Origin of the sequence: Cedecea sp. (assembly GCF_036500665.1) — a bacterium.
Classification (GTDB): domain Bacteria; phylum Pseudomonadota; class Gammaproteobacteria; order Enterobacterales; family Enterobacteriaceae; genus Cedecea.
The window spans coordinates 1-22,278 of record NZ_DASYBS010000013.1 but is presented as its reverse complement, the minus strand read 5'-3'; the positions used below and the strand labels follow the sequence as shown (position 1 = coordinate 22,278).

Annotated in this window: 31 protein-coding genes; 27 read left to right on the top strand and 4 right to left on the bottom strand. The window is 53.1% G+C overall.

Annotated features, from left to right (window positions below; all coding sequences use genetic code 11):
- Nucleotides 1-60: 60 nt before the first annotated feature.
- From VGM55_RS01715 to VGM55_RS01685, 7 genes are all read left to right on the top strand, one after another.
- Entirely contained in the window at nucleotides 61-291 is a 231-nt protein-coding gene (locus tag VGM55_RS01715) for a DUF2732 family protein (protein WP_331634389.1), read from the top strand.
- Nucleotides 282-515 carry a hypothetical protein gene (locus VGM55_RS01710; RefSeq protein ID WP_331634388.1) on the top strand — a complete coding sequence of 78 codons (234 nt, stop codon included), beginning with the start codon at nucleotides 282-284 and terminating at the stop codon, nucleotides 513-515. Before VGM55_RS01715 ends, VGM55_RS01710 begins: the two co-directional genes overlap by 10 nt.
- Nucleotides 516-517: 2 nt before the next feature.
- Nucleotides 518-1,315, top strand: a complete 798-nt coding sequence (locus tag VGM55_RS01705) for a DNA adenine methylase (protein WP_331634412.1) — start codon at nucleotides 518-520, stop codon at nucleotides 1,313-1,315.
- Nucleotides 1,312-1,524 carry a hypothetical protein gene (locus VGM55_RS01700; RefSeq protein WP_331634387.1) on the top strand — a complete coding sequence of 71 codons (213 nt, stop codon included), beginning with the start codon at nucleotides 1,312-1,314 and terminating at the stop codon, nucleotides 1,522-1,524. The genes VGM55_RS01705 and VGM55_RS01700 overlap by 4 nt, the downstream gene beginning before the upstream one ends.
- A complete protein-coding gene (locus VGM55_RS01695) occupies nucleotides 1,517-3,547 on the top strand; it encodes a replication endonuclease (RefSeq protein ID WP_331634386.1) in 2,031 nt (676 codons plus the stop codon). Before VGM55_RS01700 ends, VGM55_RS01695 begins: the two co-directional genes overlap by 8 nt.
- A 207-nt stretch (nucleotides 3,548-3,754) precedes the next feature.
- Nucleotides 3,755-3,907 (top strand): Hok/Gef family protein, encoded by a 153-nt coding sequence (locus VGM55_RS01690; protein WP_331634385.1) that lies wholly within the window; start codon nucleotides 3,755-3,757, stop codon nucleotides 3,905-3,907.
- A gap of 360 nt (nucleotides 3,908-4,267) precedes the next feature.
- A complete protein-coding gene (locus VGM55_RS01685; protein WP_331634383.1) occupies nucleotides 4,268-4,900 on the top strand; it encodes an antA/AntB antirepressor family protein in 633 nt (210 codons plus the stop codon).
- A gap of 173 nt (nucleotides 4,901-5,073) precedes the next feature.
- On the opposite strand, the gene VGM55_RS01680 is transcribed toward VGM55_RS01685, so the two are convergent.
- Nucleotides 5,074-5,361 carry a helix-turn-helix domain-containing protein gene (locus tag VGM55_RS01680; protein WP_331634382.1) on the bottom strand — a complete coding sequence of 96 codons (288 nt, stop codon included), beginning with the start codon at nucleotides 5,359-5,361 and terminating at the stop codon, nucleotides 5,074-5,076.
- 329 nt (nucleotides 5,362-5,690) lie between these two features.
- Between VGM55_RS01680 and VGM55_RS01675 the strand changes: the two genes are divergently transcribed.
- Nucleotides 5,691-5,915: a hypothetical protein gene (locus tag VGM55_RS01675; protein ID WP_331634380.1), complete on the top strand. Its 225-nt coding sequence runs from the start codon at nucleotides 5,691-5,693 to the stop codon at nucleotides 5,913-5,915.
- Here VGM55_RS01675 and VGM55_RS01670 read toward each other — a convergent pair.
- The 3 genes from VGM55_RS01670 to VGM55_RS01660 are packed head-to-tail and all read right to left on the bottom strand — an operon-like array spanning nucleotide 5,883 to nucleotide 9,039.
- Nucleotides 5,883-6,212, bottom strand: coding sequence for an ogr/Delta-like zinc finger family protein (locus VGM55_RS01670; protein ID WP_331634379.1), 330 nt, complete (start codon nucleotides 6,210-6,212; stop codon nucleotides 5,883-5,885). The two genes, VGM55_RS01675 and VGM55_RS01670, sit on opposite strands and share 33 nt — an antisense overlap.
- Nucleotides 6,209-7,204 carry a phage portal protein gene (locus VGM55_RS01665; protein ID WP_331634411.1) on the bottom strand — a complete coding sequence of 332 codons (996 nt, stop codon included), beginning with the start codon at nucleotides 7,202-7,204 and terminating at the stop codon, nucleotides 6,209-6,211. The genes VGM55_RS01670 and VGM55_RS01665 overlap by 4 nt, the downstream gene beginning before the upstream one ends.
- A 50-nt stretch (nucleotides 7,205-7,254) precedes the next feature.
- On the bottom strand, nucleotides 7,255-9,039 hold the full coding sequence (locus tag VGM55_RS01660) for a terminase large subunit domain-containing protein (RefSeq protein ID WP_331634378.1): 1,785 nt from the start codon (nucleotides 9,037-9,039) through the stop codon (nucleotides 7,255-7,257).
- 199 nt (nucleotides 9,040-9,238) lie between these two features.
- On the opposite strand from VGM55_RS01660, the gene VGM55_RS01655 reads away from it, so the two are divergent.
- The 19 genes from VGM55_RS01655 to VGM55_RS01570 all read left to right on the top strand — a co-directional run.
- The gene (locus VGM55_RS01655) at nucleotides 9,239-10,036 is read left to right on the top strand and encodes a GPO family capsid scaffolding protein (protein WP_331634377.1); all 798 of its coding nucleotides are present in this window, start codon (nucleotides 9,239-9,241) and stop codon (nucleotides 10,034-10,036) included.
- A 62-nt stretch (nucleotides 10,037-10,098) separates the two neighbouring features.
- Entirely contained in the window at nucleotides 10,099-11,121 is a 1,023-nt protein-coding gene (locus tag VGM55_RS01650; protein WP_331634376.1) for a phage major capsid protein, P2 family, read from the top strand.
- A 3-nt stretch (nucleotides 11,122-11,124) separates the two neighbouring features.
- Nucleotides 11,125-11,826 (top strand): phage terminase small subunit, encoded by a 702-nt coding sequence (gene gpM / locus VGM55_RS01645; RefSeq protein ID WP_331634375.1) that lies wholly within the window; start codon nucleotides 11,125-11,127, stop codon nucleotides 11,824-11,826.
- A 97-nt stretch (nucleotides 11,827-11,923) separates the two neighbouring features.
- A complete protein-coding gene (locus tag VGM55_RS01640) occupies nucleotides 11,924-12,376 on the top strand; it encodes a head completion/stabilization protein (RefSeq protein ID WP_331634373.1) in 453 nt (150 codons plus the stop codon).
- Complete coding sequence (locus VGM55_RS01635; protein WP_331634372.1) at nucleotides 12,373-12,876, top strand: phage tail protein; 504 nt, start codon at nucleotides 12,373-12,375, stop codon at nucleotides 12,874-12,876. Before VGM55_RS01640 ends, VGM55_RS01635 begins: the two co-directional genes overlap by 4 nt.
- Nucleotides 12,876-13,583 (top strand): phage virion morphogenesis protein, encoded by a 708-nt coding sequence (locus VGM55_RS01630; protein ID WP_331634371.1) that lies wholly within the window; start codon nucleotides 12,876-12,878, stop codon nucleotides 13,581-13,583. Before VGM55_RS01635 ends, VGM55_RS01630 begins: the two co-directional genes overlap by 1 nt.
- The gene (locus tag VGM55_RS01625) at nucleotides 13,580-14,707 is read left to right on the top strand and encodes a DUF2586 domain-containing protein (RefSeq protein WP_331634370.1); all 1,128 of its coding nucleotides are present in this window, start codon (nucleotides 13,580-13,582) and stop codon (nucleotides 14,705-14,707) included. Before VGM55_RS01630 ends, VGM55_RS01625 begins: the two co-directional genes overlap by 4 nt.
- Nucleotides 14,704-15,159: a phage protein gene (locus VGM55_RS01620; RefSeq protein WP_331634369.1), complete on the top strand. Its 456-nt coding sequence runs from the start codon at nucleotides 14,704-14,706 to the stop codon at nucleotides 15,157-15,159. The genes VGM55_RS01625 and VGM55_RS01620 overlap by 4 nt, the downstream gene beginning before the upstream one ends.
- A 9-nt stretch (nucleotides 15,160-15,168) precedes the next feature.
- Nucleotides 15,169-15,459: a phage holin family protein gene (locus VGM55_RS01615; protein WP_331634368.1), complete on the top strand. Its 291-nt coding sequence runs from the start codon at nucleotides 15,169-15,171 to the stop codon at nucleotides 15,457-15,459.
- Nucleotides 15,456-15,797 (top strand): M15 family metallopeptidase, encoded by a 342-nt coding sequence (locus tag VGM55_RS01610; RefSeq protein ID WP_331634410.1) that lies wholly within the window; start codon nucleotides 15,456-15,458, stop codon nucleotides 15,795-15,797. Before VGM55_RS01615 ends, VGM55_RS01610 begins: the two co-directional genes overlap by 4 nt.
- Nucleotides 15,797-16,174: a hypothetical protein gene (locus VGM55_RS01605; protein WP_331634367.1), complete on the top strand. Its 378-nt coding sequence runs from the start codon at nucleotides 15,797-15,799 to the stop codon at nucleotides 16,172-16,174. The genes VGM55_RS01610 and VGM55_RS01605 overlap by 1 nt, the downstream gene beginning before the upstream one ends.
- On the top strand, nucleotides 16,101-16,283 hold the full coding sequence (locus VGM55_RS01600) for a hypothetical protein (protein WP_331634366.1): 183 nt from the start codon (nucleotides 16,101-16,103) through the stop codon (nucleotides 16,281-16,283). The genes VGM55_RS01605 and VGM55_RS01600 overlap by 74 nt, the downstream gene beginning before the upstream one ends.
- Complete coding sequence (locus VGM55_RS01595) at nucleotides 16,273-16,536, top strand: putative phage tail assembly chaperone (RefSeq protein WP_414648176.1); 264 nt, start codon at nucleotides 16,273-16,275, stop codon at nucleotides 16,534-16,536. Before VGM55_RS01600 ends, VGM55_RS01595 begins: the two co-directional genes overlap by 11 nt.
- A 17-nt stretch (nucleotides 16,537-16,553) precedes the next feature.
- The gene (locus VGM55_RS27460; RefSeq protein ID WP_414648177.1) at nucleotides 16,554-16,727 is read left to right on the top strand and encodes a DUF6890 family protein; all 174 of its coding nucleotides are present in this window, start codon (nucleotides 16,554-16,556) and stop codon (nucleotides 16,725-16,727) included.
- Nucleotides 16,724-18,694, top strand: a complete 1,971-nt coding sequence (locus VGM55_RS01590) for a phage tail tape measure protein (RefSeq protein ID WP_331634365.1) — start codon at nucleotides 16,724-16,726, stop codon at nucleotides 18,692-18,694. Before VGM55_RS27460 ends, VGM55_RS01590 begins: the two co-directional genes overlap by 4 nt.
- On the top strand, nucleotides 18,691-19,017 hold the full coding sequence (locus VGM55_RS01585; RefSeq protein ID WP_331634364.1) for a DUF2590 family protein: 327 nt from the start codon (nucleotides 18,691-18,693) through the stop codon (nucleotides 19,015-19,017). The genes VGM55_RS01590 and VGM55_RS01585 overlap by 4 nt, the downstream gene beginning before the upstream one ends.
- The gene (locus VGM55_RS01580) at nucleotides 19,014-20,198 is read left to right on the top strand and encodes a baseplate J/gp47 family protein (protein WP_331634363.1); all 1,185 of its coding nucleotides are present in this window, start codon (nucleotides 19,014-19,016) and stop codon (nucleotides 20,196-20,198) included. Before VGM55_RS01585 ends, VGM55_RS01580 begins: the two co-directional genes overlap by 4 nt.
- A complete protein-coding gene (locus VGM55_RS01575) occupies nucleotides 20,191-20,775 on the top strand; it encodes a hypothetical protein (RefSeq protein ID WP_331634362.1) in 585 nt (194 codons plus the stop codon). The genes VGM55_RS01580 and VGM55_RS01575 overlap by 8 nt, the downstream gene beginning before the upstream one ends.
- Nucleotides 20,776-20,784: 9 nt before the next feature.
- The coding region (locus VGM55_RS01570) for a phage tail protein (RefSeq protein WP_331634360.1) at nucleotides 20,785-22,278 on the top strand (1,494 nt) is incomplete at its 3' end.

Genomic DNA, 22,278 nt, shown 5'->3' with positions numbered 1-22,278 from the left:
ACCTTACGGCTCCCCTTCGGTGGCCGGGGGCTCACTTTTTCTAAATCTGGAGAAATACCCATGAAAATGGTTCGTCAAAACATCCCGACAGCAAGCAGTGCAGACCTGCCGCAACTACTGAGAAGAGCTACTGAAGCTGGCAAACGCGCCGCCGCAGACCTGTGCTCTACCCGTCTGGATTTGCTGGCCACTTACGCCGCCAGCAAAGAATTAAGCCCGGTTGAGATTATCGAACTTATTCGCCAGGAATCCGAAAACCTGAGTGGCAATGGTGGTGCTGTATGGAACTGAAAAATAAGGAATTAAAGTTGTCAGAGGCACAGGTGGATTTCATGCGCCGCGTGGCCGATGTGAAAGGTGGCTATGCCCTGCAATCTCCCTCCTGTCGCACGGGTACTGCGTTGGTTAAAAAAGGACTGGTGATGTTTCACTGGGGGGTTAACCGCTGGGCTTTAACCTTTGAGGGGGGGCAGTTTCTGAAAGATATGAAATCTCCGGGGAGGGTGAATAGATGACCATTAAAACCCCACTGAAATGGGCAGGTAACAAAACCTCCCTTATGCCGCAGCTGCTGGAGCACTTGCCGAAAGGTAAACGTCTGGTGGAGCCGTTCGGCGGTTCCTGTGCCGTAATGATGAACACTGATTATGACGAGTATCTGATCGCTGATGTGAACCCGGATTTAATCCATCTTTGCAAATATATCCAGATGGACGCCGGGCAATTCATAGCCGATTCAAAACCCTTCTTTGAGCGGTCAAACGAAGAACATCTGTACTATGACCTGCGCTTATCTTTCAATATTGAACCAGAATGGCAGTGGCGCGCTACGGTGTTCCTGTACCTGAACCGCCATGGTTACCGTGGCTTGTGCCGCTACAATCAGCGCGGCCATTTCAACATACCTTATGGCCATTATAAAAAGCCGTATTTCCCCGAAGCTGAGATCCGGGCTTTTGCTGAGAAGGCAAAACGAACAACGTTTATTTGCGCCGATTTTGAGGAAACATTGCGTATGGTGCGCCCTGGCGATGTTGTGTACTGTGATCCCCCTTACATCCCGGAAAGCGCTACAGCCTGCTTTACCCAATACCACACCGATGGCTTCACATCTGATAACCAGCTGCATCTGGCGCATTCGCTCTACAGGCTATCGCTGGAGGGGTATCCAGTTGCTGCCTCTAATAGCGATACCCAGGAAACCCGCAGCCTTTATGGCCGCTTTAATATTCATAAACTAACCGCGCCTCGCCGTATCGGCGCGGGTAAGGGTGGCGCTTCTTTAGCACCTGAATTGCTGGCGGTGCTCAAATGACAACTGGATTCCTGATTGGTGGGCACCTGCTGGGTGCAGCTGTGGCTTTGGCTGTCTCTCTTTGGATTGTAAGTAACGAAGAAGAGCGCCCGGATATCTTTGATGCTGTCATGATCGCTATTACCTCCGCTTTGTGGCCGGTAACGCTGGTAGTCATTGCTTCCAGCTTCGCTTTGGATTGCTGGAAAAAATGGGTAAGCCGTGGCTGAGCTATTGGCTAATGGCCTGCATCACGCCGTTGATATCTGGCGGCGTGAGCATTTTGCACCTGGCCTCCCAAAAGATGTAACGCTGACAGAGCGGAAGTTGTGGCAGGTAAACCCTGCGGATCATGACTTCCGCTCTCAGTACATCCACGAAATCCCCGACTGGCTGGCCGGATACTTTGGCCAGCGTTACGAAAAACTGTTTAACGCCCCACGCGGTGGGCGTCGTCGTGCCAATACTTTTTTACGCCAGACCATTGGAAAGAACGTATTGCCACGTCTGCGCAAAGTATCTGGCCGCTACAGGCTGGCCAGTGATGTAGACGATTTGCCATTCGGCAAAGCCATGCAACGCCTTCCTGCGCTTGACCGGCTGGAGATTAAAAAGCTATCCCGGCGCGTGGCCATGTGGCTGGCTGAGTCCTTTTATTCCTTCACTGATACCGCTTTCGACGAAGCCACCGGGGACCCCGACGAACTACATCGCCGCACGATGGAGAGTTACCGCCATTTGTGCGGGCTGTCTTTGATGTTGGGGAATCATCCGCCTTACTGGGCAACGTACAACGCGAATGGTGGTCAGCTGGCTAACCGTAAAGCGGAATCTGGTTTGCTGCGCATGATGGCGCCGGAATGGTGGCAGGGCCGGTTGAAGCGTATGCGTGATGTTCAGCGCGAGCATCTGGCCATCGCCGTGGGGCAGGTGCAAAAGGCAGCAACGGCTTATGTGTCACGCGGCACCCTGGGTGAATGGCTGGAGCAGAAGAAGCGCAACGCGGAATTTTTTAAAAAGTTCGATCTGATTAATAAAGAAGGTGACCGTATCGACATGGCGGATAAGGTCTACGGGAGCGTGGCGAATCCGGCGATACGTCGCGCTGAACTAATGGTAAGAATGAGAGGATTTGAAGATATGGCCAACGAAGAGCAACTGGCGGGAGAGTTCTACACAATAACCGCGCCATCACGTTATCACGCTGTTCATAGCAGCGGCGGTTTTGTTTCTCAATGGAACGGGAGCAACCCGCAGGACACGCAAAAATACTTGTGCAGCGTCTGGGCAAAAGTCCGCGCCGCGCTTTCACGTGCGGGCATCCACGTTTTTGGCTTCCGCGTTGTTGAGCCCCACCACGATGGAACCCCGCACTGGCATATGTTGCTGTTTATGCACCCACATGATGTAGATACGGTGCGCGATATTATGTGCTATTACGCCCGTATTACCGATTCGGAAGAGCTTCAAACCCCTGATGCGTTAAAAGCACGTTTCCATGTTGAAGCTATCGATCCGGCCAAAGGTTCCGCAACGGGCTACATTGCCAAATACATTTCCAAGAATATCGACGGTTACGCCCTGGACGGTGAGAAAGACGACGAAACCGGCGAAAACTTGCGCGAGATGGCTAAAGCCGTTTCTGCCTGGGCATCACGCTGGCGTATTCGCCAGTTTCAGCAAATCGGTGGGGCGCCGGTAACCGTATACCGTGAGCTGCGACGCCTGCGCGATCAGAAACTGCCAGACAAACGCATGGATGCTGTGCTGGCTGCGGCTGATGTTGGGTGCTGGGCGTCTTATACGCAAGCCCAGGGCGGTGCGCTGGTTTCTCGCAAGGATTTGATCGTGCGCCTCGCATACGAAATCACCGAGCAGGGCAATGAGTACGCGGAGGACGTGCAGCGTGTCCAGGGTATCTACTCGCCGCATGTGTCCGATTCTGAAATCGTCACGCGCCTGGTTAAGTGGGACAGGGTGCCGAAGTTGGCCGAAGCGCAAGCGGAGGCTGCTTTTGACCCTGACCTTAATCACCCTTGGAGTTCTGTCAATAACTGTACGGAGGGAACCCGGAGGCGGTTAACACTGGAACTAAATCGACGGGGTTTCCAGGCCACAGATGAACAAATAGCCATTCTTATGCGCGGCAGTGGGTTGGTTATGAGTCCGGGGGCATCGTTGTGTTATCGGAATGGGCGACTGGATGAGAAACGACTTCGGGCGGAGGATGAGGGCTGGCCGGGCTGGTCTTAACCACTGTGCCATTGGCCAGGTAAAAAATTGCATCTGGTCAGGGAGTTAAGTAGTATTGCGGCGGGTGCCTGAGACTGTCTGTTTCAGGCATATTATGAAGCGGACAGAAAAAGGCCCCAGACGACTAAAAATCAATCTGAGGCCCCCTATGCATCAACAACATAAGGTTAGCCTCTTACAGACCGGCAGGTCAAGGAGAAGTTAGCCATGAAGCAGCAAAAGGCGAAGTTAATCGCCACCATCGTAATCTGTATTACCGTGCTTGTCGCGGTGCTGGTAACGAGGAAGAGCCTCTGTGAGGTCCGACTACGAACCGGCCAGACGGAGGTGTCTGTTTCCATGGCTTACGAACCCGGGTAAGAGCACCGGTGGGGAGTAATCCCCACCACTCTTTTTAGTGTTGAGCGTAACGTCAGGCACCCGTTCCCTCCTGGCTTTTTCTTCCACCAGATTGACATTCGTAAATCCACGGGGCTATAGTCACCGTGCATCAGCAAAATCTGATGTCGGGATTGATACCCCGGAAATCTAAGAGGCGCATGGCCGCGTTTGCGGTTTTTTTATGCGTTAAGCACAGCCACATTCGCATTATGGTGGGGCGTGCAGGGCAGCTTTAGGGCTGGCCGGTTCCTCTTAGCCGGTAGTATCAACCCTGTACGTCTCACCACCCGATGATTGATACCAGACGGTGGTGATTACCCTTCATAAGAGGAAATTACCATGAATGTTCAACTAATCCCTGTTTTTAGCGGCACAATTTCTGGAGAAACTATGCTGCTTTGTAATGCTCGCGAATTGCATGCCTTTCTCGCTGTGGGTAAACGCTTTGCTTCATGGATTGCTGAACGCCTGGCTGAATATCAATTTGTTGAAAACCAGGACTATTTGATTGCTTCCCAAAATCGGGAAGCAAAAATTCGTGGAGGCCACAACCGCAAGGACTATCATCTTACACTCGATACAGCCAAGGAGTTGGCGATGGTGGAGCGTAACGACAGAGGGCGTCAGATCCGCCGTTACTTTATCGAATGTGAGAAACGCCGCTACGATAAGCACCAGCCCGATGCACAGACTGTGGTTACTCTGCCTGAACCAAAGCGGATTTTACATCCGACTTCGCTGGATTTTGACATCCCCGAACCCGTTGTTATCGTGGAAGGCAACGCGGTATCTCAGCTCAACGCACTGTTTGGTACAGTAGAATTTCTGGAGGCTGAAATGTGGCCACACCTGCAGGCTCTCTTCCCGGGGTTAGGGAAGCAGTATTCCAGCACATTTGATACGGCGGGGCTGTTGTTATCTTTGTTGAAGAATACGCGATATTCCTGTGAGGACGCAGCTCTCAGGCGTTGAGCAAAAAAAAGCCCTCTCATTCAAGGCAATGAGAGGGCTGGCTAAGCGGCCAGCAACGTTAGGGAAATGTCGAAGTGAGACTATACCAAGGTATGGTTTCAATAAACACAGGTTTGATCAAAAATACCCCTTCCTGGTTATTTGTCCGGGCACAGGTCTGCCCCCTCTGATTTTTACGTCTGCTCCCTGAGCATTTTAATCATCTGACATATCAGCATCTTCGCCTCATCGGACAGTGCCGTAAACTCATCATAAGCGGATAAATCATCCGTTATCCCCAGTGCCTTATAGATGGCATCCAGGTCAGACAGCGTCAGCGACTGGGCTGACCATATGTTCAGGCTGCGTTTGAGTCTGGCCTCGTGGATACCTGTTTTTTCCGCCAGCGTCCTGTAGCCGACGGCTTTTTTCTGCATGGTTTGCTTTATCTTTCGGGTAATACGCTGTTCTGTTGACATCATAGGACACACTGAATGTGTTATTTTATTGTTGACGACACAGTGAGTGTGTTGTTGCAATGTTGTGTGATTAAAATCACATCATCATTTTATCCGGGGGCGCTACTATGAAGATATAAGGCGTGCCATACAATATTGATGCAGATATTTAGTTTTTTCTGGACAGTATGTCCAGGGTTCTTTATATGATTTGACCGTTTTCGCCAGCACCAGGGAATATTATCTTTTTAACAAAAAGGAATATTCATTATGCGAAGAACGTTATTTTTGATAATAACAGCGAACTGGTTTTCCTCCGTTTTAATGCATATTCATAAAATGGAGAAAACACAATGAGCGATTTATTCTGGGAAACTATCCAGGCAAAACGTATCGATTTAATGGCGCGCCTTATTACCACGGCGCAAAGTAAGGAGCAGGAAGATCAGTCAATCGCCCTGGACTGGATTGCTGATATTGCAGGGGAGTTGCGCCAGAAGCTGGAAACATATGTTCATCCCTCACGATCGCATGATGACCCTGTATCAGAGAGGAGAGGCAGCGGTCCCCCGCAGTAAATCGAGCATCATCTGTTTTTGCTGTAGATTCATATTGCAGATAACGGTTTTCAGAAGCTGATCGCCGGTTCTGCCGCTGGGGCTGAGAGTGTGGGAAAACGTCAGATTCAGGACAAACGTATGACCACACTCCACATCCTGACAGGCACAATAAATATCGGCAATATGGCGGTGCTTGCGGTTTGTTTTGCGAATAACAGCTTGAGAGCCGCACTCCGGGCATTCGATTTTTAATACGCGCATATTCCATGCTCCTGCTGTCAAATAATGCCTGGATTTTAGCCGTTTTTGCCTCATTTTGCACCCTCACCCGTTGATTCATAATCAAAATTCAGGTGAAGGCGTTCTGGCACTTCAGGGTCACTGTTGATGGCGGTGGCGATGCGTCGCTGGATGGGGACCACTTCCGTTTTGAAATAGGTCGCCCGTGATTTTTCAGGGTCGCCCAGGCCAGCGGTGTTTTGTGGGACAATACCTGCAAGGCCAGCCGGGAAGCGGTGAGCGTTCAGAACGTCCTGGGCGCTGATGTTTTTAACACTGGCAAATTCATCTTTGGCGGAAATATCGCCCATTTCAATAAATTTGATGGCGTCGCCATCGCCACCGGGTATGTTCACCAGAATGGTGGAGAAGTTACCGATCCCCTTGCTGTCGCGCAGCTGCTGTTCAATCTCTTCTTCCATTTCATCGGTCATGCTGGGGTCACGGGTGTAGAGAATACCGCCCGTGTGTGCGCCGTTGTGGTAGTAGCGGCGGCGGAAAATCACCGCTTCACTGTTGAGTAATGCGGAGTGAATGCCGCCGATGTAGTCCGGCAGGCCATAGATGTGCTGCTGCGGGTCGTACATCTTGATGAAGATAATATCTTCGGGCGCATAAACCAGCGGTTTTCCATGCTGAAGTACCACAAAATCACCAGGCACATTCTTTTCGTTTTCACGTTCTTTGCGGCGGCGCAGGTACAGGCCTGGAAGTGGCTCAAGTCCGATCACATCCCCCCAGCCATTGCGAATTTTATTTATGGCCAGATCGCCAAACGTCAAAAAGTCATAAGAGGCAGCGTCCAGTTCATCGAACGACAGCCCGCCGCCCTGATAGCTCGAAATGACCATGTTTTTGCGGGCATGGATAATGCCGCCGTGCTGGCCATTGAGGTTAATCAGCTGCGCCAGTGCCAGCCGATCAATGGGCAGCGTGAAGTGACCGGCGGTGTTGTCATACCAGACTTCAGCATAATCCGTGCCGGTGGTCAGCACGGGTTCAGGTTTACCAAAGGTGATGATGCTCATTTTTTTGGCTTGCTGCACCTGCGCTTTTTGGTTGATGTATTTTTTCTTTTTCAAGCTGCCTTCTTCTTTGTTCCCCAGTGGGATTTTGGTTTGTTCTCATAGTTCAACGGCTCGTTATGCAGCGCGTGCATTATTGCCCACGCGGATTCCGCGTGACCGGTTTCCGGGCTGCGGTCTGCAACAAACGTCATGGCCGCACCGCTGTTTGTTGTTGTGCGGCGGATGGACATGAAGCTTGCCGGGATTTCCTTGAGCTCCTGATCCCATTCGATGCGCTGGCTTTCCACGACGTCAGCGGCTTTTAAAACCAGCTGGTTTTTGGTGTTCCGGTCATAGCGAATTGCCTCAATGACGCGCAGCGCGAAATGCTGAATGTTGTCAAATACGCCCTGGCCGATGCCGGTAACATCAACGCCCAGGTAGCTGAAGTTGTACTGGCCGAAAAGCTTCTCTATCTGCTTTGCCTGCCAGCGAAAGTTCATTCCCTTCCAGTTAAAAATTCGCAGTACCCGGAATTTTTCAACGGCCAGAACAGGCGGCGCGATAATCACAAAACACGACAGGTCGCCGGAGCGGGCGGGGTCGAAGCCACCCCAGACAGGACGATCGCCAAATGGCCGCACCTTGCCGGAGTCATGGTCTTGCCACTCGCTAACATCAACGCCGCACTGCTCCAGATCTGAGAAGGAAAAGACGGAGTCTTTACTGTCCACAAATACGCACATATAGAGCATGTTGAATGTGTCAGTGTTGTAGCGGTTGCGCAGTTTCCCGATACTGGCGCGATTGAAGCCACCGGCAATGGCATCTTCCATTGTAATGACGTAGCGCCACTGGTCATCCGGGCAGACTCTGCCGCCGTCGCGCATCTGGTTAAAGTTGGGAAACTCCACGGCACTGCGTTTTTTGCTGCCCCGCTTCCATTCTTCCCCTGTCCAGAACGGGTAAGCCTGGTGCGTTTTGGCTGAAGGCGTGGAAAAGTAGGTGGTGCGCCATTTATCGTGTGTGGCCATTGCGCTGGCCACTTCGTTAAGGCGGGCAAAGTTCGGTACCCAAAAATATTCATCACAATACAGGTGGCCGCTGTATGACTGCGCCGTGTTCTTGTTGGTGGACAGAAAGCGCAGCTCTGCACCGTTCGATAAGCGGATCGGGTTGCCTGTCAGCGTGATGCCGAAATACAGCTCCGCAATATTGACGATATAAGACCGGAACAATTCCGCCTGGGATTTGGACGCTGACAGGAAAATTTGTGGGTCGCCGGTCAGTACGGCGTTTTCAAACGCCTCAAAGGCAAAATACCAGGTGGCACCAATCTGGCGGGACTTCAGGATGTTGCGGATCTGCCGACCAATGTTGTTGCGCAGGTGTTTTTGATAACCAAAAAGGTGCTTGTCCACCCAGGTGTCGAAATCGTCCTGTGTCAGTGAAGAGATATCATTCTTTTTCGGCTTGCCTTTACTGCGGCGTTCTTTGTGGCCTGCTGGTGCGTCGGATTCATCTTCACTACGTGGGTAAGCGCCAGCCGTGGCAAGCTTCTCTTTGTGCTTATTGCTTTGCGCCCGCAGCTTGCAGGCGTGGGCAATCAGCATTTCCATTTCTTTAAGTTCAGTTTCGTTCTTATCATCGCGGCTGGTCAGCAGCTGATAGCGGCGTTCAATGGCTTCTTCCGTGCTTTCATGGTTGAGCAAATCCGCCCAGCTGTATTTTTCCGCCCAGTAGTAAACGATCCGCGCATTGGGCAGATTTAATTCACTGGCAATTTCCTTTGGTGTGCAGCGTCTTAAGTAAAGAGAGCGGGCTACACCTTTCAGTTCTTCTGAGTATCTGGCCATGCGTCCGGGATGATCGCCTTTCAATATTTCTTTCGGGTTGATGGATATTGTGCCAGCAAGATGGCGAAATATTATTTTTACGGTTCGGGATGGTTCCGTTATGGCTTATATCCGAATTAACCCGAACTAATGAAGGTGCGGGGCTGTGGGTAATCGTTAATAATTCATTTCGCAATATCACTGCGGCATCAGGAAATATATGTCACATCTGAAAACAGACTGGCTGTGTGTTGCCACTGAAGGGGATACGGTAGACGGCAGGGTTATTAAGCGTCAGTGGTTAATTGATATGGGGGATACCTATGATTTTAACCTTTGGGCAGCATTAATCTGGCCAGAGCATGAGGGCGAAGGCGATAACCTTGGCGAAGTGCTCGATGCCATGTGGCAGGAGGGGGATGACGGAAAGGTACGGCTTTTTGTTTCCATCTGCCCGAATATGCGCCTGATTTATGCGAATAACGAAGGACAATTGCTTTTCTTCTCTGTCGAGCCGGAAGAAAACTGGCGAGGCTCCGGGCGGACTTATCTTACCGGCCTTGCGGTTACCGATCATCCGGCCAGTGTGGGTACTACACGGCTGCGCTTCAGTCGGCGCAAAAAGTTAAATAAGCAGGGTTATTACAGCTGTGTAATTACCCGTGATGGCAAAATTGAACAGGAACGTGAAATGAAAAACTGGCAGAAATTATTTGGTATTAAGCCAAAGTTTGAAGAAGAAGTGTCGGGCAATGAAGGTGGTCAGGGGGGCGACAAATTACAGGCACTGGCGAATGCAGTTAATGAGCTGGAAGGCCGCGTTGCTGCCATCGAAAATACACTGAGTGGTGTAAAAGAAGATGTGGATACCATCGCGGAAGTTGTCGATACGGAGGAGTTTGCAGCAATTCGTGATAACGCCCCGGAAATCGTTAAGCGTTTTTCTGATTTAGGTGCAAAAAACCAACGCCAGCAGCGTAGCGTTCAGGATAAAGATAAGAAATTTAATTACCTGTAATTTACAGCTTTCTACCTGAATAAAAATTAACTGAATTAATCGCGTTAACGCGAGGGAGTTTTATGCATCTTAATAACCGTGCGCGGGATTTACTGGATAAATATTCGGCGGGGATGGCGCAGCATTTCGGTGCGCGTGATACCAGTCGTTATTTTTCCCTGAATGATCCGCAGGAAAATGCGTTACGCCTGGCACTTCTGGAATCAGTGGAATTCCTGAACATGATCACCTGCATGGATGTAGACCAGCTGAGCGGCCAGGTCATTTCTGTCGGCTCTTCGGTTCTGCATACCGGACGCAGTGAAGAGGGGCGCTTTACCCGCCGTGTGGGTGTGGACGGCAACGACTACTCACTGGTTGAAACAGACAGCTGCGCCGCACTGCGCTGGGATCTGCTTTCCGTGTGGGCGAACGCCGGTAAGGAAGAAAATGAGTTCTTTAACCTCGTTCAGACTTTCTCAACCCAGGCTTTCGCACTCGATATGCTGCGCATCGGCTTCAACGGTAAGAGCCGCGCCAAAACCACTAACCCAACGGAAAACCCGAACGGCGAAGATGTGAACATTGGCTGGCATGAGCGTATGCGTACCCTCCTGGGTGGCAATCAGATCATGACTGACCCTGTCACGCTGGATGAGGCGGGCGATTACAAATCACTGGATGCGATGGCATCGGATTTGATTAACGCCAAAATCGCCCCGCAATTCCGCAACGATCCCCGCCTTGTTGTGCTGGTCGGCGCTGATTTAGTGGCAGCTGAACAGTACCGACTCTATCAGGCCGCAGACCGTCCAACGGAGAAGATTGCCGCGCAGATGCTGGGCAGCACCATCGCCGGACGTCAGGCAATTATCCCGCCGTTTATGCCGGGTAAACGCATGGTGGTGACGCCGCTGAGCAACCTTCACATCTACACCCAGCGCAATACGCGTATGCGTAAGTCTGAGTTTGTTGAAGATCGTAAGCAGTTCGAAAACAAGTATCTGCGCAATGAAGGTTACGCCGTGGAAGTGCCGGAGCTGTACGCGGCAATCGATGAAAGTGCCGTGACCATCGGCAAGCCGGAAGAGCCGAAGGAGGGCTAAAACATGGTGCTTTCCCCGGCTCAACGCCATAGCCAGCGCATCAGGATGCAGCAGCAGCTTGCGCAGCAGATGGCGGTAACAACCTCGGACAGTTTGCACATTCAGATTGCCGAGCTGAATCGCGATCTGGAAGCCCTTCAACGCTTCACGTTGAGGGTTGACAAAATCGCCCATAAGCGTGATGTGCTGCTGCCGCGCTGGAAACCTACGGTGGAAGCGTATCTGGCCAGCGGCCAGGCGTACCCAAACCCGGTTTTTGCCTGGTGCATTATCTGGCTGTTTGACGTGGGCGATCTCGATACTGCGCTGGCGTGGGCTGATATTGCGATTGCACAGCAGCAGGCCACGCCAGACCGGTTACGCAGCAACTTTCCTACGTTTGTGGCGGATACCGTGCTGGCCTGGGCGCAGGAGTCTGCGGGGCGCGGGGAAAGTGTTGAACCCTATTTTTCAGCCACGTTTGACCGCGTGGCCACTTCATGGCGTTTGCATGAGCAGGTGACGGCTAAGTGGTTCAAGTTTGCCGGACAGCAGATGTTACGCAGCGATGATGGCCGGGTGAATCCGGCCAGCGTGGACAGCGCCGACGTGCTGGAAAAGGCCGATCAGCTACTGGCAACGGCAGAGCAGCATTACGCAAAAATTGGCGTGGGAACCACGCGCCAGCAGGTTGCAGCCCGACGCAGGAAACTGTTGCAGCCTTAACGACTACCGCAGGCCAGGCGGGCGCGGTGGAGGGCAGAGCACAGTAAGTGCACCTGCGCCGTGGAAACCGGCCAGCCCGCCTTTTTACGGAGTGAACATGTTTAGCGGAACACCGATTGATTATCAGGATGAGCCGCTGGAGAACAACGGATTCTGGCCAGATTTGAATCTGAAGGATTTTCAGAGCCAGCGCACCCTCCCCGCAGATATCGACGCGGACACCATCGGCCAGGCGCTTATCGCAGCGGTGGCGGAGGTTAACGCGGAGCTGGAGGCGACGGAGGCAAAGCACCGGGCAAATGGCTATGAAACGGCAGACAAGGTGCCAGGGGTGAAGCTGAAAGGGAAAAACGCCCTTTGCGCCCAGTACACGAAAGCTGTTTTTGCCAGGGCAAAAGCGGATCTGATGGGGGAGTTTGCTTCCGTTGGCCGACACGATACCCAGCCGGGGCAGGAGAGCGCGGAAACCCGCAATGGATTGCTGGCTGAATCGTCAGTGGTTATCCGGCGAATGAAGGGGCTGAAACGGGCAACGGTGAGAATGGTATGAGTCAGACGCAGCTTGAATCACTCACCGCGCTTTTCCGGGAGAACGTGCCAGCGCGGGTGATGCAGGGGTTTAGCAGTTTCCTTGACGAAATGAAGTTTATTCCCGCCACCAGGGATATGGGGTTGGGGCAATACCGGCAGGCAATCATCCGCTATGACGCGTTGTTGACCTGGGAGCGCTTCCCGTTCCGGCTGGTTCCGCCTCAGTTGCTTATGTCACTGCTGGCTGCGTGGCTGGATGAGGCCAGTCAGTCACTGCTTGATGATATCGGGCAAAGCGAATCAGAACCTGACTGGGATGTGTCGGTGGAGACTGAAGAAACCGCCACCATTGTTTTAACAGTGCCGATGGCTGAAGAGCTGGTGATTAAGCGGGATAAAAACGGGGCGATCCCCTGGCAGGGTGAGCGCTGGTCACTGGTTGAGCCTGAAGTATGGACAGCCATCACGGCGCAGGTGTTCGGTGTGGATGAAGCCGGTGCGCCGATTGGGAGTGCGTGATGTTCGTCGGCGGTGAGCTTAACAAAAAGCAGCTGGCCACGCTGCGCCAGAGTCTGGCCAACATGGATTTGCCGCCCAGGAAGCGCCAGCGCCTTATCTGGCGTCTGGCCAAATACGGGCTGATTGCCGCGGCAAAACGTAACGTTCGCAATCAGCAAAGCCCGGATGGCCAGCCGTGGGCGGCAAGGAAAACCCGGCGCAAGGGAAAGATGCTGCGTAATTTGCCAAAGCTGCTTCATATCAGGGAAATGCCGGAAATTCAGGCCGTGCGTGTCTACTTGCAGGGCGGTGGATACCGGAACGGCGAAACGCCGGTACCTGCTGGCACCGTGGGGTTTGCGCAGCAAAACGGGATGCGTGCCCGGGTAAGCCGAAAGGGGAAAACCGGCAGCGTCCCGGCAGGCAAGATGGCCACGGCGGCGCAGGCCAAAAAGTTACGCGTCCTGGGCTACCGGGTGAAAAGAGGCACGCGCTGGAAGAAACCCACGTACCGGGAGCTTATGGACGCGATGCCCTACAGCCAGGCCGGTTTGCTTATCAGGAAGCTGAGCGGCAGGGCGGTGAAAACCAGCTGGACGGTTGATTTGCCCGCCCGTGAGTTTCTGGGCATGAGTGACGACGATTTTAATAAAGCGCTTGCGCGACAGCTTCAGGCCATCGGCTTTGGCTGGGACGTTTACGCGCAGGATATGAAGGGGAAAAAATGACCTGGCCAAATGTGACGGTAAATCAGGTAAACCAGCTTCTGGGTGAAACCAACGAAGTGGAACGTGCCGTGCTGTTTGTCGGTACGGGTAGCACGAATGCAGGTAAAACGCTGGCGGTGAATGCCCAGAGTGATTTTGATTCGCTTCTGGGTACTAAAGCCAGCCAGCTGAAAAGTGATGTGATGGCCGCGCAGGCGAATGCTGGCACGAACTGGTGGGGCTTTGTTCATGTTCTGCCAGAGGACAGTGAATCGGGGGCCTGGGTGGATGCTGTGCTGGCGGCGCAGGGCGTGTGTTCAGTTGAAGGCGTCGTACTTTGTGATGATGTCAGCGCGAAGGCGGAGATTAATCAGGCCATCACGCTGCGCAGCAATCTGATCGCTAAATTCGGGCGCTGGGTGTGGTTTCTGCTGGCCGTCGAGGGGATGCAGGACGCAGAAACGCAGGCCGATTATCTGGCACGGCTGTCAACGCTACAGGACGGCATGGCAGAAAAAGCCGTTCAGCTGGTTCCGCGTATCTGGGGGAATGAGCCAGGGGCGCTGGCGGGGCGGCTATGCTCCCGTGCTGTAACCATTGCTGACAGTCCGGCGCGGGTAAAAACAGGCGCACTGTTACGCCTGGGTAGCGATAAAACGCCGGTGGATGGCGCTGGTATGCCGCTTGAGCTGGCAACGCTTCAGGCGCTGGAAGCGCAGCGCTTCAGTGTGCCGATGTGGTACCCGGACTTTGACGGGATTTACTGGGCTGACGGGCGCACCCTCGATGTTGAAGGCGGTGATTATCAGAGTATCGAAACGCTGCGCATTGCGGATAAAGCTGCCCGCCGTGTGCGTCTGATGGCCATCAGCAAAATTGCGGATCGCTCGCTGAACAGCACGCCGTCCAGCATTGCCGCGCATGAGCAGCTTTTTGCGAAGCCGCTGCGTGAAATGTCTGTCAATTCTGCAATCAACGGCGTGACGTTCCCCGGTGAGGTTAAGCCGCCGCAGGATGGTGATGTATCCATTGTCTGGAAAACCAAAAAGGCCGTGGAAATTTACATTGTGGTGCGCACGTATGAAGTGCCGCTGCAAATCACCATCAGTCTGTTACTGGATGCCAGCCTGGAGGCCGCAGCATGACTAAACGTATCTCGGGTATGTCGTTTGATACCCACATGGGTGGCCAGCTGGTCAACATTGAAAAAATCAGTCTGGATATCACGGATAACAGCGCCGCCGCGCAAACCCGTGGTGTACCCGATGGCCACGTTGATGGGGATGTGTCGGCAGAGGGCGAGATTGAACTGAGCACTAAAGCGCTGGGCATTCTTACCGGCCTTGCGCGTAGCGCCGGCTCATGGCGCGGCATTGATACCCAGGATTTTCTTTTTTATGCCAGAGCGGGCAATGAAGAAATCAGGGTTGAAGCCTTTGGCTGCAAGCTGATGCTGAACAACGTGCTGGATATCGATCCGAAGGGGGGCAGCGTTACCACGCACAAAATCAAATACTTCGTGAGCAGCCCGGAGTTCGTGAAAATTAACGGTATTCCGTATCTGGAAGCGGAAGCCACAGCAAACCTGACGGGTTAAGGGGAAGGGATGCAGGAATACGAAAAGTGGGGTGTCTCGCTGGCCATTCTGGGGGCGTTGATAGCCCTGGGCAAAATGCTGGACAGCGGCGAACCTGTCACGGTGCGTCTGGTGGCGGGTCGCGTGATTGTCGGCAGCGCCCTGGCGCTGATGGCAGGCTCGGTGCTTTATCTGCGTCCGGATACCCATCCGCTGGCCATTGTGGGGCTGGCCTCCGCGCTGGGGATTACTGGTCATAGCCTGGTTGAAGCATGGCTGAAGAAGAAGGCGAAGCAGAGTTTAAAAAGGGAGGGAAAGTGACACTGAGTGAAAAACAGCAGCTGTTTGCCGTGAAAATTGCGCAGCTGATTTTATGGGCAGATGAATGCGGGCTGCGTGTAACGTTTGGTGAAGCATACCGAACCCCGGAACAGGCTGCACTGAATGCGAAAAAGGGCAGCGGTATTGCAAACAGCCTTCACACGCAGCGCCTGGCTGTGGATCTGAATCTGTTTGTGAATGGCCAGTACAAAACCCGCACCGAAGATTACCGGGTGCTGGGCGAATACTGGGAGTCTATCGGCGGCAGCTGGGGCGGGCGCTTTAAATCAAACCCGGACGGGAACCACTTCAGCCTTGAGCATAACGGGGGGCGCTGATGAGCCGTGCCGCTGTGATGATTCTGGCCGCGCTGGCGCTGGCATTTGGTGCAGGCTGGAAAGTGGCAGTATTGCAGCGTGACAGCATCGATCTGGTTATTGAACGGAGCGCTACCGCTGCCGGTAAAGAAGGCCAGCGCATTGCCAGCGAATCGGCCAGGAAACTGGAAGGACAACTGGATGAGATACGGAACGCGCCGCCCCGTGAAATCCGCACGGAGCTGGTTAAGCCGGTGTTTACTAGCCGCTGTCTGTCTGATGAATTTGTCAGCATGTACAACGACGCCACCACTAAAATTGAAGGTGCCTTATCAGGAAAGCCTCAAGGTGCTTTGCCCCGTGCAGCTACCGCGCCTGACGGGAGCGCAGGGAAATAACGCAGCGGATTTGTTACTAATTTATTTAGAACTGTATGGCCAGTGCGCCGCACGGCATAACCAGTTAATTACTGAAATCAATCAACGTGAGAAAATGAATGATGAGTGAAAAAATTGTATTTACCGTTAAAGGTAAAGATATTGCTTTTGAGCCAAATCAGGTTGCTTACAACAAAATGATTAACGAAATGACGATGGAAAATAAAGTTGCCCCGTCGCATAACTATTTAACGCGTATTGTTACGCCGGAAACTAAAGAGGCGCTGGAAGAAATTCTGAAACTTCCGGGGGCGGCTATTCAGCTGGCGGGCAAAGTTAATGAAATCTACGTGCCTGATCTGGAAATCGAAGTAAAAAACTAACCGCCCGGGTCCGTGCGATTGAAAACAACGGACTCGAACAATATCTGATTTTACGCCGCCATTATTTACCCCACGGGGAAGATAATCAGGATGATATTGCTGCTGCTATCTGGCTGGATAATCGTCACTGGGAATTTATGAGGGCGGCGGTAGCCAATGGAATTGGACTGGCATTTAAAGGCAGCGAATGAAACAGCTTGAATTTACATTAAGCCTTATCGACAAATTAACGCGCCCGCTGAAACAAGCGCAGGGCAGTGTCAGCAGCTTTGCCGATAAATCAAAAGATGCCTTTAAACAGATTGGTGGTGGCCTGCTGGCGGCGGCGGGGGTTGGCATGGCCATTAAAGGCGCGTTATCCCCGGCTGTTGAGATGTACGACGCGCTTAATGAGGCATCGGCACGGGGCGTTGACAGTACGGCATTAAAAACCGTGCAGCGTGATGCCCTGCGCTTCAGCACTACTTATGGCGCAAGTGCGGTTGAGTTTGTGAACTCCACACACTCTATTAATGCCGCCATCGCCGGGCTGACTGGCGAGGAACTGCCAAAGGTCACGACTGTAGCCAATACCCTGGCGTTTGCGATGAAGTCCACTGCCACCGATACCAGCGAGTTTATGGGGCAGATGTTCGGCAACTTCCGCAGTGAAGCGGATGCGCTGGGCAAAGTGCAGTTTGCTGAGCAACTGGCCGGAAAAATGGTGTACATGCGCCAGACGTTCGGCACAGAAATGTCACAAATCAAAGACCTGATGGAAGGTGCTCGCGGCGTTGGCAGCAACTACGATATCGGACTGGATGAGCAGCTGGCCGTATTGGGTGAGCTTCAGCGAACGCTGGGAACGGAGGCCAGCAGCGCCTACGAAGGATTTATAACAGGTGCCATTGATGGTGCTAAAAAACTGGGGCTGTCGTTCACGGATGTAAACGGCAAAATGTTGTCTATGCCGGAAATGCTGACAAAGCTTCAGGGTAAGTATGGCAAGAGCCTGCAAGGAAACCTTAAAGCACAGGCTGAGCTTGATGCGGCGTTTGGTGACAGTGCCGCCGTGGTGAAGCAGCTTTACGGCAACGTCGCGTTGCTTCAGCGTAATATCACGGAGCTGGGCGGTTCGGATGGGCTGAAGCGCACACAAGAGATGGCTGCAAAGCTGGTTAAGCCATGGGAGCGTTTTGTCGAAATCCTGAAAGCCATTCGTACCGTGACTGGACTAACGCTTATCCCAATACTGTACCCGCTACTTAATCAACTTGCGGATATGGGACAGACTTTCGTCCGCTGGATGCAGATGTTTCCGAATATTGCCCGTGCGGTGGGATGGCTTTCAGCGGCATTACTGAGTTTCGCCCTGGTCGGGGCGACGGCAAATATTGTGATGGGGGTGTCTAAGTTCATCATGATTGGGTGGAAGGCCGTCTGGAAATCACTTGTGATGGTCGTGAAATCCTACACACTGGTTGTCTGGCTTGCGCAAAAGGCGGTGATTGCCTGGAACGTTGTGCTGAGAACGCTGCGGGGTGTATTGCTGGCTGTGCGCATGGCGGCGATTACTGCGGGGATTGGCATCAACCTGATGAGCTGGCCGGTGCTTCTGATTATTGGGGCAATAGCCTTGTTGGTTGCCGGTTGTTATCTGCTGGTTAAGCACTGGGATGCGATTAAAGCCGCAGTGATGGACAGCACCGCGTTTAAAGCGGCGGCGGAGGTGGTTCAGTGGCTGGCGGGGATCTTCAGTTCTGCATGGCAATGGATTGCAGCGGGCTGGAATAACTTCATTGCTTTGCTTGCCGGATTTTCACCATCCGATGCACTGGCCGGAATGGTCAGCGGTATTGTGTCCATGTTTGATAATGCCCAGGAAAGTATCAAATCCAGCTTCTTAAATTCATGGAACTGGATTGTAGAAAAACTGAATAAGCTACCGGGGGTAAATATTTCACTTGCCGGAAATAATCAGGGATCACCGTTAAAAGAGAATAGGTTATCAACCGGTGGCACAGTTGCGGATATTGAACACGGCGGGATAAGTAAAACGATCTCCAGCAACTCACGAACGGTAACGGATAACAGTAAACGTATCGGCACCGTGAATATTTATCCTGAAGAGGTCATGACGCCCGGTCAGCTTATGGAGTGGCAGGAGTTACATTCATGAGTGATTTGCTTTATATCGACCTGATGATTAATCAGGGAACGTTCAGCCTTAATTCTGGCAGGGAGCCTGAGTTGTGTAATAACCGCCAGAGCATTGGGCAGGATGTTATTCACGCGATTTTAGAAAGCGGTCTTGCCACTGAATTAATTGCGGAGCGCAGCCCAACACTGCGGGCGGATATCTTCACGCAAATGGAATTGCTGATTGAAAGTGATGAGCGGATTGTGCCGGGTACCGTGGTTATCCATGAGGAAACCCCGGCGCGGCTATGGATAACGGCGGATACCGATTTCGGCGCGCTGTCAGTGAGGGCTGAGCTATGACGGATAAACCTCAGGTTGATTTTGAAGAAATCATTAAAGACAGCGGGATGCCAGGCACGGAAGAAGAGGTGCGTAGCCGGTTTAATGCCATCGTTCAGGAAGAAGGGCTGATCACGAATACGTCGCGCATGTCGCCGTTCTGGCGGCTGATTACCGCGATTGTGACCGCGCCGGTTATGTGGCTGAAAGACGCCATGGTAACCGTTGTGCTGGCCAATATGTTTGTGGCCACGGCGGGTGGCAAGATGCTGCGCCTGCAGGCCTGGGCGGTGAACCTGACGGCAAAGCCCGCCAGCGCAGCCGAAGGCGTGATCCGCTTTTACAAAGAAGATGCAAAAGAGGCCGTGACCGTAAAGGCCGGAACGCTTATCCAGACTGAGCGAATTAATGGCGTTGTTTATGAGCTGGCCGTCACCCTGGACACCCTCATTGCCGCTGGCATTGCCAGTGCGCCGGTACCGGTTAAAGCCACCGGCCCGGGCGCGGGTTACAACCTTGCGCCGGGCTATTACCGCATATTGCCGGTGGCCGTTTCCGGCATCAGCCATGTGGAAAGTGAAGAGGACTGGTTAACAACGCCGGGGGCTGATGAAGAAGGTGATGATGAGCTACGCGAACGTTGCCGCAATCAGTTCAATCTTGTGGGGAATTACCACACGGATGCGGTTTACCGCTCAATGATTGCCGGTGTGGCCGGGTTAAGCGTTGATCGCATTTTCTTTCAGCATGATGCACCACGTGGGCCTGGTACGGCGAATGCTTATCTGCTGCTGGATTCCGGCGCCACGTCTGCGCCCTTTATTGATGCGGTGAACGACTACATCAACAACCAGGGGCATCACGGGCATGGCGATGATATGCAGTGCTTTGCCATGCCGGAGACGCGCCACCGGCTTGATGTGAAGGTGTTTGTGCTTAACCCGGACAACATGACGGAGGAAGGCAGGGCGTTGCTGCTGACGGGGGTGGAGAACCTGATCCGCTGCGCCTTCAGGGAAAACAGCAATTTCGACGTGAAGAAAACATGGCCGTACTCGCGTTTTTCGTTTTCGAATCTTGGGCGAGAAATACACCGGCAGTTTGCTGTTGTGGATTCACTGGCGTTTTCCCTGGGCGATATCGTGAGTGAACTTGCCGTGCCGCGTCTTGATGAATTGAGTGTGGAGATTAACCATGATTGATTTCATGAAAAAACTGGCCTCAATGGCGCTGCCGTTCTGGATGAGTAAAGGCGAACCGGCAACGCTGCTTAAAGCCGCCCGCCGATTCTGGGGGCAGGCTTACGGCTGGGTAACCTGGCCGCTTCAGCAGTTTGATCCGCTGACGTGTACAGCGCCGTTGTTAAATCTGCTGGCCTGTGACCGGGATATCAGCCGGTTTAACGGTGAGCCACTGGCGTTGTTTCGCAAACGTGTGGCGTACGCCTTCGTTAACGCCGCCGATGCCGGATCGGTTGAAGGGTTCATTGCCATTTTTGAGCGTCTGGGTATCGGGTACGTGGAGCTGCTGGAGCGTCAGCCAGATATTGACTGGGATGTGATAACCGTAAAGGTGACGGACAGCCAGATTGCAGAAAACCCCGATCTGATGCTTCAGATCATCAGGCAGTACGGGAGAGCGTGCCGCCGCTACCGGTTTGAAGTGATGACAGCGCAGGGCTTTGCCCTCCGTGCCGGGTGGTACCAGGGCGAATATATTTGCTATGCGGCTGCGCTGCCGCTGAGTGAAACACCATCAACGTATAGCGCAAAAATGTAGGAAAAGGATATGTCACAGACTGCTATCACAATTGCATTTGAACAGTGGAAAGCACAGCAGGGCGCGGAAAACGTTGATGTGGTGCTGGATGAGTTTGTTTTCGCAAACGTCCCGGGGCTTGATCCCGAAAAGCCGGTTGACCGACAGGAAACTATTCCGGTGGCCAGTATTGTTCACCGGCAGGCCGTGAGTAAAACCGGCGTGGTGAATGAAAATGCCGTTGTGTACTCCGTTGTGCTGGGCGCGGAAGTGGGCGACTTTGATTTTAACTGGATAGGACTCGTTAATAAGGCGAGCGGCATCCTGGCCATGGTGGTTCATGCCCCTGTGCAAAAGAAGGTGGCCACCGCCGCTGGCCAGCAGGGCAATGTGCTGACGCGTTCATTTTTGATGGAATACAGCGGTGCAGCCACTGAAACCCAAATTAATACACCGGCAGAAACGTGGCAGATTGACTTTACCGCCCGACTGGCCGCGATGGATGAGCGCCAGCGAATGGAGAATGTTGATATTTATGGGGCGGGCGCGTTCTTCGGGGATGGCTGGCGGGTTGTGCGAAACGGCAACCAGTACAGCGTGCAGAAGGGGGCCGGATACGTTGGTGGTCTGCGTGCTGAGCTGGCTGTAACACAGCCGATCACCGTTGGGGTGAAGCCCGCCAAAATCTGGCTGGATGTGTGCTGGAAAGGCACGTTAACCAGTGTATGGGGCGTTCAGCATAAATTGGTTGCTGCGGAAGCTTTGCAGGATTACCAGTCAGAGGGTGTTCAGCATTATGTGTTTGCGCTGGCCAGTATTGACGCCAGCGGCGTTGTTACCGATTTACGCCCCAAAGGCACTCTGGGCGATCAGCAGGGAAACAGCGACTTTGTACGCAAAGACCAGAATCTTGCTGATTTAAACGATGCAGCCGCCGCGCGTAAAAATATTGGCCTGGGCGATATCGCAACCCATGACGCAAAAGAGTTTGTGTCAGCCACTGGTGGTGATGTCGGCTGGCTTGATAACGCGAACCACTATGCAACAAAAGAGGGGGCGTGGCCGGGTGGCGGGGCCTTTCAGAGCCAGTTGGCTGACAGGCGTGCCCTGTTTTATTCCGCCGGTTACAGCGCCAGCGGGAACGTATATTTACCCATGACCAAAGCGACCGTGCAGACGGCGGGTACCGGGTATCAGGTCGCCATCAGCTACGGGGTGCTGGTCTCCGGAAAAAATGATTTCCCCTCTGGCTGTATTCATATTCTCGATGACCAGGGGCGCGACCATATCTGGACGTTTAACCCCAACGATAACTCCTTTACCGCGAACGGGTCCATTCGCGCAGGTGCTAGCGTGTACGCCGGAGGGGCAATTTTCGAGCCTGGCGGTAATATCAATGGCGAAATCTGGGGCGGCTGGCTGAGCACATGGCTCGCTAATCAGTTTACCGCGCGGGATAACAACATCAATACCCGTGCCACATGGGACTGGGCAAATGGTCAGCTTGCCGCGCGGGATGACAAT

Excerpts from the sequence above, each read along its gene's own strand:
- VGM55_RS01715 (WP_331634389.1), top strand. The coding sequence starts at position 61 with ATGAAAATGGTTCGTCAAAACATCCCGACAGCAAGCAGTGCAGACCTG.
- VGM55_RS01710 (WP_331634388.1), top strand. The coding sequence starts at position 282 with ATGGAACTGAAAAATAAGGAATTAAAGTTGTCAGAGGCACAGGTGGAT.
- VGM55_RS01700 (WP_331634387.1), top strand. The coding sequence starts at position 1,312 with ATGACAACTGGATTCCTGATTGGTGGGCACCTGCTGGGTGCAGCTGTG.
- VGM55_RS01690 (WP_331634385.1), top strand. The coding sequence starts at position 3,755 with ATGAAGCAGCAAAAGGCGAAGTTAATCGCCACCATCGTAATCTGTATT.
- VGM55_RS01685 (WP_331634383.1), top strand. The coding sequence starts at position 4,268 with ATGAATGTTCAACTAATCCCTGTTTTTAGCGGCACAATTTCTGGAGAA.
- VGM55_RS01680 (WP_331634382.1), bottom strand. The coding sequence starts at position 5,361 with ATGATGTCAACAGAACAGCGTATTACCCGAAAGATAAAGCAAACCATG.
- VGM55_RS01675 (WP_331634380.1), top strand. The coding sequence starts at position 5,691 with ATGAGCGATTTATTCTGGGAAACTATCCAGGCAAAACGTATCGATTTA.
- VGM55_RS01670 (WP_331634379.1), bottom strand. The coding sequence starts at position 6,212 with ATGAGGCAAAAACGGCTAAAATCCAGGCATTATTTGACAGCAGGAGCA.
- VGM55_RS01665 (WP_331634411.1), bottom strand. The coding sequence starts at position 7,204 with ATGAGCATCATCACCTTTGGTAAACCTGAACCCGTGCTGACCACCGGC.
- VGM55_RS01660 (WP_331634378.1), bottom strand. The coding sequence starts at position 9,039 with ATGGCCAGATACTCAGAAGAACTGAAAGGTGTAGCCCGCTCTCTTTAC.
- VGM55_RS01655 (WP_331634377.1), top strand. The coding sequence starts at position 9,239 with ATGTCACATCTGAAAACAGACTGGCTGTGTGTTGCCACTGAAGGGGAT.
- VGM55_RS01650 (WP_331634376.1), top strand. The coding sequence starts at position 10,099 with ATGCATCTTAATAACCGTGCGCGGGATTTACTGGATAAATATTCGGCG.
- gpM (WP_331634375.1), top strand. The coding sequence starts at position 11,125 with ATGGTGCTTTCCCCGGCTCAACGCCATAGCCAGCGCATCAGGATGCAG.
- VGM55_RS01640 (WP_331634373.1), top strand. The coding sequence starts at position 11,924 with ATGTTTAGCGGAACACCGATTGATTATCAGGATGAGCCGCTGGAGAAC.
- VGM55_RS01635 (WP_331634372.1), top strand. The coding sequence starts at position 12,373 with ATGAGTCAGACGCAGCTTGAATCACTCACCGCGCTTTTCCGGGAGAAC.
- VGM55_RS01630 (WP_331634371.1), top strand. The coding sequence starts at position 12,876 with ATGTTCGTCGGCGGTGAGCTTAACAAAAAGCAGCTGGCCACGCTGCGC.
- VGM55_RS01625 (WP_331634370.1), top strand. The coding sequence starts at position 13,580 with ATGACCTGGCCAAATGTGACGGTAAATCAGGTAAACCAGCTTCTGGGT.
- VGM55_RS01620 (WP_331634369.1), top strand. The coding sequence starts at position 14,704 with ATGACTAAACGTATCTCGGGTATGTCGTTTGATACCCACATGGGTGGC.
- VGM55_RS01615 (WP_331634368.1), top strand. The coding sequence starts at position 15,169 with ATGCAGGAATACGAAAAGTGGGGTGTCTCGCTGGCCATTCTGGGGGCG.
- VGM55_RS01605 (WP_331634367.1), top strand. The coding sequence starts at position 15,797 with ATGAGCCGTGCCGCTGTGATGATTCTGGCCGCGCTGGCGCTGGCATTT.
- VGM55_RS01595 (WP_414648176.1), top strand. The coding sequence starts at position 16,273 with ATGATGAGTGAAAAAATTGTATTTACCGTTAAAGGTAAAGATATTGCT.
- VGM55_RS01590 (WP_331634365.1), top strand. The coding sequence starts at position 16,724 with ATGAAACAGCTTGAATTTACATTAAGCCTTATCGACAAATTAACGCGC.
- VGM55_RS01585 (WP_331634364.1), top strand. The coding sequence starts at position 18,691 with ATGAGTGATTTGCTTTATATCGACCTGATGATTAATCAGGGAACGTTC.
- VGM55_RS01580 (WP_331634363.1), top strand. The coding sequence starts at position 19,014 with ATGACGGATAAACCTCAGGTTGATTTTGAAGAAATCATTAAAGACAGC.
- VGM55_RS01575 (WP_331634362.1), top strand. The coding sequence starts at position 20,191 with ATGATTGATTTCATGAAAAAACTGGCCTCAATGGCGCTGCCGTTCTGG.